General features: G+C 65.9%; 13 protein-coding genes and 2 tRNA genes. 8 read left to right on the top strand and 7 right to left on the bottom strand.

What is annotated here, in order from left to right:
* The 3 genes from BLW40_RS16325 to BLW40_RS16315 form a co-directional block, all read right to left on the bottom strand.
* On the bottom strand, positions 1–524 hold a 524-nt coding region (locus BLW40_RS16325; protein WP_139305622.1), incomplete at its 3' end, for a GTP-binding protein.
* Positions 525–599: 75 nt separating this feature from the next.
* A tRNA-Gly gene (locus tag BLW40_RS16320) sits at positions 600–673 on the bottom strand.
* Positions 674–756: 83 nt separating this feature from the next.
* Positions 757–842, bottom strand: a tRNA-Tyr gene (locus BLW40_RS16315).
* Between the two features lie 115 nt (positions 843–957).
* Here BLW40_RS16315 and rlmB point away from each other — a divergent pair.
* A complete protein-coding gene (gene rlmB / locus BLW40_RS16310) occupies positions 958–1767 on the top strand; it encodes a 23S rRNA (guanosine(2251)-2'-O)-methyltransferase RlmB (RefSeq protein WP_083386841.1) in 810 nt (269 codons plus the stop codon).
* Between the two features lie 150 nt (positions 1768–1917).
* Here rlmB and BLW40_RS16305 read toward each other — a convergent pair whose 3' ends face one another.
* The 3 genes from BLW40_RS16305 to BLW40_RS16295 are packed head-to-tail and all read right to left on the bottom strand — an operon-like array spanning position 1918 to position 4053.
* On the bottom strand, positions 1918–2562 hold the full coding sequence (locus BLW40_RS16305; protein ID WP_074770463.1) for a Vat family streptogramin A O-acetyltransferase: 645 nt from the start codon (positions 2560–2562) through the stop codon (positions 1918–1920).
* A gap of 14 nt (positions 2563–2576) precedes the next feature.
* A complete protein-coding gene (locus BLW40_RS16300; RefSeq protein WP_074770461.1) occupies positions 2577–3518 on the bottom strand; it encodes a transglycosylase SLT domain-containing protein in 942 nt (313 codons plus the stop codon).
* 46 nt (positions 3519–3564) lie between these two features.
* Positions 3565–4053: a DUF192 domain-containing protein gene (locus BLW40_RS16295; RefSeq protein WP_074770459.1), complete on the bottom strand. Its 489-nt coding sequence runs from the start codon at positions 4051–4053 to the stop codon at positions 3565–3567.
* A gap of 480 nt (positions 4054–4533) precedes the next feature.
* On the opposite strand from BLW40_RS16295, the gene purQ reads away from it, so the two are divergent.
* From purQ to BLW40_RS16280, 3 genes are all read left to right on the top strand, one after another.
* Complete coding sequence (purQ, locus tag BLW40_RS16290; RefSeq protein WP_074770457.1) at positions 4534–5223, top strand: phosphoribosylformylglycinamidine synthase subunit PurQ; 690 nt, start codon at positions 4534–4536, stop codon at positions 5221–5223.
* Entirely contained in the window at positions 5220–7418 is a 2199-nt protein-coding gene (gene purL, locus BLW40_RS16285; protein WP_074770456.1) for a phosphoribosylformylglycinamidine synthase subunit PurL, read from the top strand. The genes purQ and purL overlap by 4 nt, the downstream gene beginning before the upstream one ends.
* 65 nt (positions 7419–7483) lie before the next feature.
* A complete protein-coding gene (locus BLW40_RS16280) occupies positions 7484–7729 on the top strand; it encodes a BolA family protein (protein ID WP_074770454.1) in 246 nt (81 codons plus the stop codon).
* A gap of 219 nt (positions 7730–7948) precedes the next feature.
* On the opposite strand, the gene BLW40_RS16275 is transcribed toward BLW40_RS16280, so the two are convergent.
* A complete protein-coding gene (locus tag BLW40_RS16275) occupies positions 7949–8899 on the bottom strand; it encodes a UDP-glucuronic acid decarboxylase family protein (protein WP_074770452.1) in 951 nt (316 codons plus the stop codon).
* Between the two features lie 191 nt (positions 8900–9090).
* On the opposite strand from BLW40_RS16275, the gene BLW40_RS16270 reads away from it, so the two are divergent.
* From BLW40_RS16270 to BLW40_RS16255, 4 genes are all read left to right on the top strand, one after another.
* On the top strand, positions 9091–10701 hold the full coding sequence (locus BLW40_RS16270) for an electron transfer flavoprotein-ubiquinone oxidoreductase (protein ID WP_074770450.1): 1611 nt from the start codon (positions 9091–9093) through the stop codon (positions 10699–10701).
* A 70-nt stretch (positions 10702–10771) separates the two neighbouring features.
* Positions 10772–12502, top strand: coding sequence for a tetratricopeptide repeat protein (locus BLW40_RS16265; protein WP_074770448.1), 1731 nt, complete (start codon positions 10772–10774; stop codon positions 12500–12502).
* 5 nt (positions 12503–12507) lie between these two features.
* Positions 12508–13371 carry a 4-(cytidine 5'-diphospho)-2-C-methyl-D-erythritol kinase gene (locus tag BLW40_RS16260; RefSeq protein ID WP_074770446.1) on the top strand — a complete coding sequence of 288 codons (864 nt, stop codon included), beginning with the start codon at positions 12508–12510 and terminating at the stop codon, positions 13369–13371.
* Positions 13368–13817: a YcgN family cysteine cluster protein gene (locus BLW40_RS16255; RefSeq protein WP_074770444.1), complete on the top strand. Its 450-nt coding sequence runs from the start codon at positions 13368–13370 to the stop codon at positions 13815–13817. Before BLW40_RS16260 ends, BLW40_RS16255 begins: the two co-directional genes overlap by 4 nt.
* Positions 13818–13821: the final 4 nt, after the last annotated feature.

Raw genomic sequence — 13821 nt, 5'->3', positions numbered from 1 at the left:
GCCGAGCCCTTGACGATCGGAATATCGTCGCCAGGGAAATCGTAGGACGACAGCAGCTCGCGAACCTCGAGCTCGACGAGGTCGAGCAGCTCGGGATCATCGACCATGTCGACCTTGTTCATGAACACGACCAGCGCCGGAACGCCGACCTGACGCGCCAGCAGGATGTGCTCGCGGGTCTGCGGCATCGGGCCGTCAGCGGCCGACACCACCAGAATCGCGCCGTCCATCTGCGCCGCGCCGGTGATCATGTTCTTCACATAGTCGGCGTGGCCGGGGCAATCGACGTGGGCATAGTGACGGTTGGCCGTCTCGTATTCCACGTGAGCCGTCGAAATGGTGATACCACGGGCCTTCTCTTCCGGGGCCTTGTCGATCTGGTCGTAGGCCGTGAAGGTGGCTCCGCCGGTCTCGGCCAGAACCTTGGTGATCGCCGCAGTCAACGAGGTCTTGCCATGGTCAACGTGACCGATGGTGCCGATGTTGCAGTGCGGCTTGTTGCGCTCGAATTTCGCCTTAGCCATTTTTCAACCCGTCTGATCGCGGCGGCTGCCGCATGGTTCAATGCCTGGACCCGGTCGGGCCGCCGTAAGCGCGGATGGAGCGGGTGAGGGGAATCGAACCCCCGTCATCAGCTTGGAAGGCTGTTGCTCTACCATTGAGCTACACCCGCCAATCCGTCCACGCGACCTCTCACCACCCGGCGCTTTCCCGAGAAGCGTACTCCGCCTCCCCGGGATCATCCGAAGAAGAGTTTGGTGGAGGGAGAAGGATTCGAACCTTCGTAGACTTCCGTCGGCAGATTTACAGTCTGCTGCCATTGACCGCTCGGCCACCCCTCCCCATCCTCTACCACCAGCGAAAGCCGGGGGCGACGGGAGCGCTGTACTATGGGAATTTGCCAGCGCTTGTCAATCCGAAAATGACTCACTACAACGCTGGCATTGGAGGTACCCGATGAAACCCACACATTCCAGCGACGATTCCCCCCCCTCTCGCCGGGGACGGCCGCCAGCGCGCGGCGGCGGACACCGGGACGGCGGCGATCGCGGCGGCGGGGCCTCGGTCTGGCTTTACGGAACTCACGCGGTCATGGCGGCGTTGGTCAATCCCGAACGCAAGGTCCGCCGTCTCGTCGCCACCGCCGAAATGGCCCGCACCCTGCCCCCCTCGCGCCTGGCCCCCGATCTGATGGCCCGGCCCGAAATCGACCGCCTGCTCCCCGCCGGAGCGGTGCATCAGGGCGTGGCCGTGCTGGTCGAACCGCTTCCCGCCTGGGGGATCGAGGATGTTGTCCGCGCCGGAGCCCTGACCGAACAGGCGATCGTCGTCGTGCTGGATCAGGTCACCGACCCGCACAATGTCGGAGCGATCTTGCGCTCGGCCGCCGCGTTCGGCGCGCTGGCGGTAGTGGTGCCCGACCGTCACGCCCCCGAGGAAACCGGCGCGCTGGCCAAATCGGCCTCGGGTGCGCTGGAACGGATGCCGCTGGTGCGGGTGACCAATCTGGCCCGCACCCTCGACCTGCTGAAGGAAGGCGGGTTCTGGATCGCCGGTCTGGCCGCCGACGCCCCCAAGACGCTGGCCCAGGCCGGATTGTCGGGACGGGTGGCGATGGTGTTGGGAGCCGAGGGCGACGGCTTGCGCCGCCTGACCCGCGAGCATTGCGACCATCTGGTCCGCTTGCCGATGATCGGGGAAATGGAAAGCCTTAACGTCTCGAACGCCACCGCAATCGCCCTCTACGAACTGGCGCGCGACGCGTGATACCAACCGGCCAAGTACTTGGCCGGTTGTACGGTCCCTCTGCCGGAGCCGCGGGCATCCGCCCGCTTGGCCGCCGCCGCAATGGCGGCTGGGTATAGGCCAACCGTTCAAATCGCTGAGTTGGACGAGCGCGGCGGTCCGGTAATCGTCTTAGGGCGACGGGGCCGCCGCGCACAGGGCTTCGATATCGCCCGAAACGATCAGGGGCAGATGCTGGGTAATCCGCTCTATCGGCCAATCCCACCACGCCAGCCGGTTCAGGACCTCAATCGTTTCCGGTGAGAAACGGCTGCGGATCGTCCGCGCCGGATTGCCCCCAACGATCGCATAAGCGGGCACGTCGGCGGTCACCACCGAACGGGCCGAAATGATCGCACCATTGCCGATCGTAACCCCCGGCATCACCAGGGCGTCGTAGCCGATCCAGACATCGTTGCCGACCAATGTGTCGCCCTTATAGGGCAGATCCGCCGGATCGGGCGCCACCGATTCCCAACCATTGCCGAAAATATAAAACGGATAGGTGGAAAATCCCGACATCTTGTGATTGGCGCCGTTCATGATGAATTTGACGCCACGAGCCAGGGCACAGAACTTCCCGATCACCAATTTGTCGCCGATAAACGGGAAGTGATAGAGAACATTCCGCTCGAACTCTTCCGACCCGTCCGGGTCGTCGTAATAGGTGTATTCGCCGATTTCGATATTGGGATTGGACACGGTGTTGCGGATGAAGCACACCTGAGGAAATCCCGCCATCGGATGGGGATTACGCGGGTCCGGACCCATCGCCATCGAACGGAGTCTCCCTAAACGTCCTGACCGGCGCGGATCGCGGCGACGATGTCCTTCATGCTGCGGACCTCGACACGGGCGGTCGCCACGGTCGGGATCGCGGCGCGAAAGCCGCCGCCGTCGGACAGCGCCACCGTCACGGCGGCGGAGGAAGGCTCCGCCGCCGGTCTCGCGTCGGTTGCAACCAGGGTTACCGCCGGATCGGCCACAGCCGCCGACTGGACTGCCACTTGCTGGGCCACCGCCTGCTCGGCCTCAAGATCGGGGCGCGGTTCGGGGCGCAAGGCAGCAAGATCGGCGCGCCCATTGGACCCGCCCTGGTGGCGGGCCTGCACGGAATTATAGAGACTGGTAACGGTGCGGGCCTCGCGGCTGCCGGGATCGCGGAACAGTTCGGGATTGGCCCGCGCCGCCTCGGGCAGCAGGCTGTGAGCGGAATTGTCCGGGTCGCTCGCCATCCCTTCGATCACCCGGACCGCTCCACCCGCCCCCAGGAAGTGGGCGAGATGAAGGTCCGACGCGGTGGCGGGACGGCCCAGCTTGCGTTCCAGAATTTTGGAATTGTCGCGGGCATATTCGGCCGCCATCATCGCCGACAATTCGGGATCCTTGCGCAAATCAAGCACCGCCGCCTTCACCGCCTTATCGGCGATGTCGAGGCGGCCGTTGGCGCCCCGGGTGATCGCGGCGGCCTGCTCGCCCAGACCGTGCTTGGCGCCATGGCGACGCACCATGTCCAGCCAGGTCTGGCTGGTGAATTGGAACAGCCCCGCCGCCGACGAGCGGGTGTTGCGGGCCTGGGGATCCAGTCCGCTTTCGCGTGCGGCCTGAGACAACAGGTAATCGAACGAAACCCCGGTGGCGCTGGCGGCCTCGCGGATACCGGTGACGATTCGGCCCGTGCTGGAGGCAGAGGCGATCTGGCTGGCGGCAGTGTCGGCGGTCGGAGTCTGCATGGGCGACCTCGGGGTTTGGCGACGCGCCGATCTTAGCAGAAAATAGTTACTGAGATTTGACCGGGTCTTGCTCGAATATGGGGTGCGCGACGCGATCGCCAAGGCGCAGGCCAAACCGGGCGGCCCCGCCCGCCGGCAATTCCAGCACGGCCAGGACTTTCTGGACCGGACCGCGCGGCTGGAGCGAGCCGGGTTCGGCGTTGGCCTCGATATGGACAATCCGCCCCGCAGCGTCGAGGAACAGCATGTCGAGTGGGATCAGGGTGTTCTTCATCCACATCGCCACCAGACGCGGCCGCCCGAAATCGAACAGCATCCCCGCCTCCGGAGCGAGGTAGGGGCGAAACATCAGCCCCTGCTCCAACTGCTCGGGCGTTGCCGCCAGTTCGACCATCAAGGGAGTGCGGTGTCCGTTGGCGGCAACCAGTTCGACCCGCGTCGAGCCGAATTCGACCGTCTGGGCCGCAATACTCGGCCCGCCCACGACCAGCCCGATCAGCAGCACCAGCGCCAGCCCCAACCGCCCCAATCGCATCGCCTGTCTCCTTGCCGATTCGGCCTGTTGCGCCGAGCCCGCATATCGTGACGGCGACGACGCGTCGGGGCAAGCCATCTCATTTAGATAAAATTGTTTGTTAATTTAAATAGAATACATATAAATATGTGACGAGTACAAAACGTCACGTTTAGACACATTTTCGATGTTCATTTCCTGGAATTCTGTTAATTTAGATGTAGCTGTGCCGGAGGGACAGTCCAAGCCTCCGCACGACTGCCGGAATACCCGTCCAGGGGGACCCCCGCCCATCCCCACCCCCCTGACGATCGTGGCGCGGCCCGCACGCGCGGCGTCATCCTTTTCCGGCTCAGATGAAGGGGGCGCACCCTTCGTGGCGGCGCCCCCTTTGTCTGTTACCCCCTCCCCTCCGCCGCCCCCTTGCTTGAAGCGTCTGGAATCCGGGGCGCATCCGGGGTACACCATTCCCTCGACTTCACTTGCGCGAAGGCCCTGCCCTTGAAAGCCGCGATCATCGTTTTCCCCGGCTCCAACTGCGACCGCGACGTCGCCGTGGCGCTGGAAGCCAGCCTGGGCCACCGCCCCCTGATGGTATGGCACCGCGATACCGACCTGCCCGATCTCGATCTGATCGTCGTGCCGGGCGGGTTCTCCTATGGCGACTATCTGCGCTGCGGCGCGATGGCGGCCCACTCGCCGGTCCTGCGCGAGGTCAAGGCCCGCGCCGAGAAGGGAACCCGCGTGCTGGGCATCTGCAACGGCTTCCAGATCCTGACCGAAGCCGGTCTGCTTCCCGGCGTCTTGATGCGTAACCGCGATCTGCGCTTCATCTGCCGCGACGTCCACCTTCGGGTCGAGACCGACGCGACCGACTTCACCCGGGGCTATCAGGCCGGACAGGTGGTGCGGTTCCCGATCGCCCATGCCGAGGGCAATTTCTTCGCCGATGCCGAGACGGTCAAGGCGATCGAAGGCAACGGTCAGGTCGCCTTCCGCTACTGCGATTCCAACGGCGCGGTGACCGAGGCGGCCAATCCCAACGGCTCGCTCGGCAACATCGCCGGCATCTACAATTCCGGCCGCACCGTGCTGGGGCTGATGCCGCATCCCGAGCGACTGGCCGAAGACCTGCTTGGCGGGTCGGATGGCAAGACGATGTTCGATTCCCTGGTGGAGGCCCTGTCTTGACCGCGATCACCCCCGACATCATCGCCCAGCACGGCCTGAAGCCCGATGAGTACGCCAAGGTTCTCGAAATCCTGGGCCGCGAGCCCAATCTGACCGAACTCGGCATCTTCTCGGTGATGTGGTCCGAGCATTGCTCGTACAAATCCTCGAAGAAGTGGCTGAAGACCCTGCCGACCAAGGCGCCTTGGGTGATCCGTGGTCCGGGCGAGAATGCCGGCGTCATCGACATCGGCGACAATCAGGCGATCATCTTCAAGATGGAAAGCCACAACCACCCCAGCTTCATCGAGCCCTATCAGGGCGCGGCGACCGGGGTCGGCGGCATCCTGCGCGACGTCTTCACGATGGGCGCGCGGCCGATCGCCAACCTCAACGCGCTCCGCTTCGGCGATCCCGCTCACCCCAAGACCCGTCACCTTGTCGCGGGCGTGGTGTCGGGCATCGGCGGCTATGGCAATTGCGTCGGCGTGCCGACGGTGGGGGGCGAGGTTAATTTCCACCCCTCCTACAACGGCAACATCCTGGTCAACGCGATGACCGTCGGTCTGGCCGACAAGGACCGGATTTTCTATTCCGCCGCCGCCGGGATCGGCAATCCGGTGGTCTATGTCGGCTCGAAGACCGGGCGTGACGGCATCCACGGCGCGACGATGGCCTCGGCCGAATTCGACGAGAAGTCCGAGGAAAAGCGTCCGACCGTCCAGGTCGGCGACCCCTTCACCGAGAAGCTGCTGATCGAAGCCTGTCTGGAACTGATGGCGACCGATGCGATCGTCGCGATCCAGGACATGGGCGCCGCCGGTCTGACCTCGTCCTCGTTCGAGATGGCCTCGAAGGGCGGGCTGGGGATCGAGATGAATCTCGACCTCGTGCCGATGCGCGAAGAGGGGATGAGCGCCTACGAGATCATGCTGTCGGAATCCCAGGAACGGATGCTGATGGTGATCAAGCCGGGCCGCGAGGATCTGGCCCGCGCCGTGTTCGAGAAGTGGGAACTCGACTTCGCCATCGTCGGCCATCTGACCGACAGCGGGCGGATGGTGCTGTCGCGCCATGGCGAGATCGTCGCCGATTTGCCGATCGACCCGCTGGCGCTGGCCTCGCCGGAATATGACCGCCCCTGGGTTCTGCCCACCAAGCGTCAGCCGGTCGATGCCCGCGAGATCGAGACGGTTTGCCCGGTCGAAGCGTTGAAGACCCTGCTGGGCACCCCCGACCTCGCCTCGCGCCGCTGGATCTGGGAGCAGTACGACCACATGGTGATGGGCGACACCGTCCAGCGTCCGGGCGGCGATGCCGCCGTGGTCCGCGTCCACGCCACCGGCAAGGGCGTCGCGATCACCACCGACGTCACCCCCCGCTATGTCGTCGCCGACCCCTATGAAGGCGGCCGTCAGGCGGTGGCCGAGGCGTATCGCAACCTGTCCGCCGTCGGCGCGCTGCCGCTCGCCGTCACCGACAATCTGAATTTCGGCAATCCGGAAAAGCCCGAGATCATGGGCCAGATCGTCGAGGCGATCCGGGGCATGGGTCAGGCCTGCCGCGAGCTGGATTTCCCGGTCGTGTCGGGCAATGTCTCGCTCTACAACGAGACCCAGGGCGAGGCGATCCTGCCCACCCCGGCGATCGGCGGCGTCGGTCTGCTGGCCGATGTCAGCCGCAGCGCCTCAATCGACTTCAAGGGCACGGGCAACGCCATCGTCCTGATCGGCGAGACCAAGGGCTGGCTGGGCGCGTCGCTTTATCTGCGCGAAATCTGCGGCCGCGAGGAAGGCTCGCCGCCGCCGGTCGCGCTGCATCGCGAACGCCGCGCCGGTGAACTGGTCCGCCAGTTGATCGGCGACGGTCTGGTCCAGGCCAGCCACGACATTTCCGACGGCGGCCTGCTGGTCGCGGTCGCCGAGATGGCGATGGCCTCGCAGGATAAGATCGGAGCCGCGCTCGACGCCCCCTCGACCCTGCCGCTGCACGCCTGGTGCTTTGGCGAGGATCAGGGCCGCTACCTCCTCGAAATCCGCGACGACGATCTTCCCACCGTGCTGGAAGAAGCGGTCGAGCACGACACCGCCGTCCGGGTGATCGGTCGCACCGGCGGCCATGTCATCAGCGTCGGTGGCCGCGCCATCGCCGTCGAGGAACTGGCCGAGGTTCACGAAGGCTGGATGCCCGCCTTCATGAACGGCACCGCTGAGTAACGAAACGGAGACAGGGGCGGGCTTTGGTCCGCCCCTGCGCCCGACGCTGCGAAGGACACTCAACCATGCCGATGTCCGCGACCGAGATCGAAGCGCTGATCCGCTCCGGCCTGCCCGATGCCAAGGTGGTGATCGAGGATTTGCGCGGCGACGGCGACCATTATTCCGCACTGGTGGTGTCGCCCAGTTTCACCGGCCTGTCGCGGGTGCGCCGCCATCAGGCGGTCTATGACGCGCTTGGCGGCAAGATGGGCGGCGATCTGCACGCTTTGGCGCTAAAGACCCTGACGCCCGAGGAAGAGGGGGCTTAGAGGTTGGCCGGGTCTAAGGGAAAATTCCCGGCCCGTCTTGGCCGGGCTTGACCCGGCCATCCTCCTGGCGCCGCCTCATCCAAATTTTCCATTATTTTTTTGGCCCTGCCCCGACCCCCGGGTCAAGCCCGGGGGCGACGGCCGCCAAAGCAATATCGTTACAGTCCGACGTTACCCCCTCCCACCGGGAGAGGGGGCAAAGGTCGGCTTGCGGCCCTCCTAGGCCTGCATCCGGGCGCGGAAATAGGCGATGGTGCGCTCCAACCCTTCTTCCAGCGTCACCTTCGGCGTCCAGCCCAGCGTTTCCTTGGCCAGGGTGATATCGGGGCGGCGCTGCAACGGATCGTCGGCGGGCAGCGGCTGGAACACGATCCCCGATTTCGAGCCGACCATCGCCACCACCATCTCGGCCAGTTCACGCACCGTCATTTCGCGCGGATTGCCGATATTGATCGGGCCGGTGACGTCGTCGCCGGTCGCCATCAGGCGCAGGAAGCCTTCGATCAGATCGTCAACGAAGCAGAAGCTGCGGGTCTGGCTGCCGTCGCCGTACAGGGTGATCGGGCGGCCTTCCAGCGCCTGGACGATGAAGTTCGACACCACCCGGCCATCGTCGGGATGCATCCGCGGCCCATAGGTGTTGAAAATGCGGGCCACCTTGATCCGCAACCCGTGCTGACGCCAGTAATCGAAGAACAGGGTCTCGGCGCAGCGCTTGCCTTCGTCGTAGCAGGCGCGCGGACCGATCGGATTAACGCTGCCGCGATAATTTTCGGTCTGGGGGTGAACTTCGGGATCGCCATAGACCTCGGAGGTCGAGGCCTGGAAAATCTTCGCGCCGACCCGCTTGGCCAGCCCCAGCATGTTGATCGCGCCGTGAACGCTGGTCTTGGTGGTCTGGACCGGGTCGCGCTGGTAATGCACCGGCGAGGCCGGGCAGGCGAGATTGTAAATCTCGTCAACTTCGACATAGAGCGGGAAGGTGACGTCATGGCGCATCAGCTCGAAATACGGATTGCCGAGCAGATGCGCGATGTTGTCCTTGGTCCCGGTGAACAAATTGTCGGCACACAGGACGTCGCAGCCGTCGTCGAGCAACCGCTCGCACAGATGCGACCCCAGGAAGCCCGCGCCGCCGGTAACCAGAACCCGCTTGCGACCGTATTTCATCACTTTGTGCCCTTTCGTCCGGAACTCCGTTTTCTAAGGGACGCGGTGGGCGATGACAAGGCGCATCCACGAGAGGGGATCGAAAGAGTTGCGGACGGTGTGCTATAGAAACACTCTGGCCTGATCGGGAACCGCTTTCTCTTACGTGCGGTTCCGTCGCGGAGTGGGATGCTGTGAGCGAACGTGAATCCATGGAATTCGATGTCGTGATCGTCGGTGGAGGCCCGGCGGGCCTGACCGCAGCGATCCGGCTGAAACAGATTGATCCCGATCTCGCCGTCTGCGTGCTGGAAAAAGGATCGGAAATCGGCGCGCACATCCTGTCGGGCGCGGTGCTGGAACCGCGCACCCTGGCCGAACTGTTCCCCGACTGGCAAGAGCGCGGCGCGCCGTTGCACACCCCGGCCTGCGACGATTCGTTCCTCTTTCTGACCGAAAGCCGGGCGATCCGGCTGCCGACGCCGCCGACGATGAACAATCACGGCAATTACATCATCTCGCTCGGCAATTTCGCCCGCTGGCTGGCCACCCAGGCCGAGGCGCTGGGGGTCGAGATTTTCGCGGGTTTCGCCGCCGCCGAAGTGCTTTACGACGAATCCGGCGCGGTCCGGGGCGTCGCCACCGGCGACATGGGCGTGACCAAGGAGGGCGAGCCCGGCCCCAACTTCACCCCCGGCGTCGAATTGCTGGCCCGCCAGACCCTGTTCGCCGAAGGCTGTCGCGGCAGCCTGACCAAGACCTTGTTCGAGCGGTTCGACCTGCGCCGCGATTGCGATGTCCAGACCTATGGGATCGGCATCAAGGAATTGTGGGAAATCGATCCGGCCCAGCACCATCCCGGCAAGATCGTCCATTCGGTCGGCTGGCCGATGGACACCAAGACCTATGGCGGGGCCTTCCTCTATCACCTCGAAGACAATCAGGTCGCGGTCGGCTTCGTCGTCGGGCTGGATTACGCCAACCCGCATCTGTCGCCGTTCGACGAGTTCCAACGCTTCAAGACTCATCCGGCGATCCGCCCGACCTTCGAAGGCGGACGGCGGATTTCCTATGGTGCCCGCGCTTTGTCCGAGGGCGGGCTGCAATCGATCCCCAAGCTGACCTTCCCCGGCGGCGCGCTGATCGGCGACACCGCCGGGTTCCTCAACGTCCCCAAGGTCAAGGGCACCCACACCGCGATGAAATCGGCGATGGTGGCGGCCGAGGCGGTGGCCGAGGCGCTCGGCGGCGGAGCGGTTCCCGCAGGCGAACTGACCGCTTATCCCGCTGCCTTGCGGCATAGCTGGCTGTGGGACGAGCTGTACCGCGCCCGCAACGTCCGCCCCAGCTTCCATTGGGGCTTGTGGGGCGGTCTGGCCTATTCCGCCTTCGATTACGAAATCCTGCGCGGCCGCGCGCCGTGGACGTTGAAGCATCGGCCCGACCATCTGGCGCTCGGCAAGGCCGCCGATTACCCGGCAATCGCCTATCCCAAGCCGGACGGGAGCGTCAGCTTCGACAAACTGTCCAGCGTGTTCATCTCGAACACCAATCACGAGGAGAACCAGCCGTCGCATCTGAAGCTGGCCGATCCCGCCATTCCGGTTTCGCTCAATCTGCCGCTCTATGACGCGCCCGAACAGCGTTACTGTCCGGCGGGGGTCTACGAGATCGTCGCCGCGACCGAGGCCGCCCCGGCCCGTCTTCAGATCAACGCGCAGAATTGTGTGCATTGCAAGACCTGCGACATCAAGGACCCGACCCAGAACATCACCTGGACGGTTCCCGAAGGTGGCGGTGGACCCAACTATCCCAACATGTAAAGCTGGGACCAGACATCAGCAGGGATCGGCGCCGTCACGGTTCGGCGGCGTCCTCCCAAGGAAACAATCCATGCGGACACGGAGCATTACGGGAACACCGCCGGCCCTGGCCTTGGCGGCGGCGCTGGCGGCAGCGAGTCTGGCGACCTGCGGATCGCCGCCCACGCCCACGCCCTCTTCGACCGATGCGGCGGTCGAGCCCAGCGGCCTGGGCGCCTATATGGCCGGGCGGTTTGCCTATGCCCATGGCGACACCCGCGCCGCGGCGCAATTGCTGTCGGTTGCCGCCGCCGCCGACCGCGACAATACCGAGTTGCAGCAACTCGCCTTCACCCTTCTGCTCGCCGAGGGGCGGCTGGACGAGGCCGCGCCGCTGGCCGAGCGGCTGTTGCTGATCGACGAGGAAGCCCCGCTGCCGACGATGTTGCTGGGAGTCCGCGCCGCATCAATGGGCGATTTCGCCGCAGCGCAAAAGCGGTTCGAGGCGATGCCGCGCAAGGGCTTGAACGCCTTTCTCGCGCCCTTGATGCTGGCCTGGAGCCGCGAGGGCCAGGGCGATCCCGACGGAGCGCTGGCGCTGCTAAAGCCAAGCGGGGCCGCCGCCGCCTTTGCCCCGGTGTTCGAACTCCACGCCGGAATGGTCGCCGATCTGGCCAACCGTCCGGCCGAAGCCGAACGGCATCTCCGCGCCGCGCTCGAAGGTCAGAGCAGCCTGCGGGCGGTCGAAACCGCCGGAGCCTTCTTCCAGCGCGGCGGCCGCCTCGACGACGCCCGCGCCCTTTACGCCCGCTATCATGCCGCCCAGCCCGACCGCTCGCTGTTCGACGGCGACCGCGCCTTGAAAGCCGGAACCAACGTGCCGCGTGCGGTCACCAGCGCCGGGGACGGGCTGGCCGAATCGCTGTTCGACACCGCCTCGCTGGCCCGTCAGGGCGGAGCCAACGATCTGGCCCTGGTGTTCGCCCGGCTGGCGCTGGGGATGCGGCCGAACTTCCCGCTGTGCCAGTTGCTGCTGGCCGATGTGCTCAGCCGTCAGGGGCGGCTGGACGAGGCCGAGCCGATCTATCACGCGATCGACCCCGCGTCTCCGGCGGCCGATTACGCCCGGCTGCGGCTGGCGGTCAATTTCGACGAAGCGGGCCGGACCGAGGACGCGATCGCCGAATTGCGCCGCCTGATCGCGATGCGGCCCGACGGCTACGACGCCGCGATGACCCTGGGCGACGTCTTTCGCGCCCACAAGCGCTTCCCCGAAGCGGCCGAGGCCTACGATCTGGCCCTGCGCCGCGCCGCGCCCGAAGGATCCGCCCCCAATCCGCAGATCTGGCCGCTGTATTATGCCCGCGGCATCGCGCTGGAACGCTCGGGGCAATGGCCGCGCGCCGAGGCCGACTTCCTCCAGGCGCTGCGGCTAAAGCCCGAGCAGCCCGACGTGCTGAACTATCTCGGCTATAGCTGGGTCGATCAGGGCATCAATCTCGAAGAAGGCCGCTCGCTGCTGGAACGGGCGGTGCGGCTGCGCCCCAACGACGGCGCCATCGTCGATTCGCTGGGCTGGGCGCTGTACCGGTTGGGCGATTTCGCCGGGGCGGTCAAATACCTCGAACGCGGCGTCGAACTGAAGCCCGAAGACCCCACCGTCAACGAACATCTGGGCGACGCCCTGTGGCGCAGCGGCCGCATCGACGAAGCCCGCTTCCAGTGGCAGCGGGCGCTGTCCCTCAATCCCGAGCCGGAACAGATCGAGGCGCTGAAGGCCAAGGTCTCGACCGGCCAGCTTCCACCCCTGACTGCCAAGTGACCCGCATGACCGATCATTTCGTTACCGTCGAGGCCCCGGCCAAGGTCAATCTGACCCTGTTGGTGACCGGAAAGCGCCCCGACGGCTATCACCTGCTCGACTCGCTGGTGGCGTTCGCCGGAATCGGCGACACCGTCACCGCCCGTCCCGCCGACAGCCTGACCCTGCATGTCGATGGCCCCACCGCCGCCAGCCTGCCCGAGGGCGAGAACATCGTCGTCAAGGCCGCCCGCCTGCTGGCCGAGGCGGCCGGAGTTCCGCTCGCCGCCGACATCCGCCTGACCAAGCGCCTGCCCGTCGCCGCCGGGATCGGCGGCGGTTCCGCCGATGCCGCCGCCACCCTGATCGCCCTGTCGCGTCTGTGGCAGATCGACCTGCCGCCCGAGCGGATGCGGACGCTGGCTTTGTCGATCGGAGCCGATGTCCCGGTCTGTCTGGCCGGACGGCCGACCCGGATGGAAGGCGTCGGCGAGGTGCTGACCCCCGCCCCCGCCTTGCCCCCGGCGTGGCTGGTGCTGGTCAATCCGCTGGTGCCGCTATCGACGCCGTCGGTGTTCAAGGCCCGCACCGCGGACTTCTCGACCCCCGACCCGCTGACCCACGCTCCCGCCGACGCCCACGCTTTGGCCCAGGCCCTGGCTGCGCGGCGCAATGATCTGACCGCCCCCGCGATCGCCCTGTTGCCGCTGGTCGGCGAGATGCTGGCGGCGATCACCGCCCAGCCCGCTTGTCTGCTGGCGCGGATGTCGGGATCGGGCGCGACCTGTTTCGGCCTGTTCGCCGACGAGGCAGCCGCTCGTGTCGCCGCCCAAGGTCTGTCGGCGCACCAGCCCGGCTGGTGGGTCGCTCCGGCCCCGTTGCTGGGATGAGCGAGCTTCCCCCCGACGCCCCCTTCTGGGAAACCAAGGCGCTGAAAGACCTCAGCCGCAAAGAGTGGGAAAGCCTGTGCGACGGCTGCGGCCGCTGCTGCCTGCACAAGCTCGAAGATTCCGATACCGGCGAAATCCATTACACCAACGTCGCCTGCCGCCTGCTCGATCTCGGCAAATGCGGCTGCCGCGATTATGCCCATCGCTGGCGCCACGTCCCCGATTGCATTCAATTGTCGGCCACGGTGATCGCCGATCTGGCATGGCTGCCCTCGACCTGCGCTTATCGGTTGCTGGCCGAGGGAAAAGGGCTGACCTGGTGGCATCCGCTGGTGTCGGGCGATCCCGACAGCGTCCATCGCGCCGGGATTTCGGTACGCGGCCGCGCCGTGCCCGAGGGCCGCGCCGGTCCGCTCGATCACCACATCGTGGTCTGGCCGGCCTGATCGG

The sequence above is a fragment of the Magnetospirillum fulvum genome (assembly GCF_900108475.1).
In the GTDB taxonomy this organism is placed as follows: domain Bacteria; phylum Pseudomonadota; class Alphaproteobacteria; order Rhodospirillales; family Magnetospirillaceae; genus Phaeospirillum; species Phaeospirillum fulvum_A.
The sequence above is the reverse complement of the archived record's forward strand: the minus strand, read 5'-3'. Positions and strand labels throughout refer to the sequence as shown.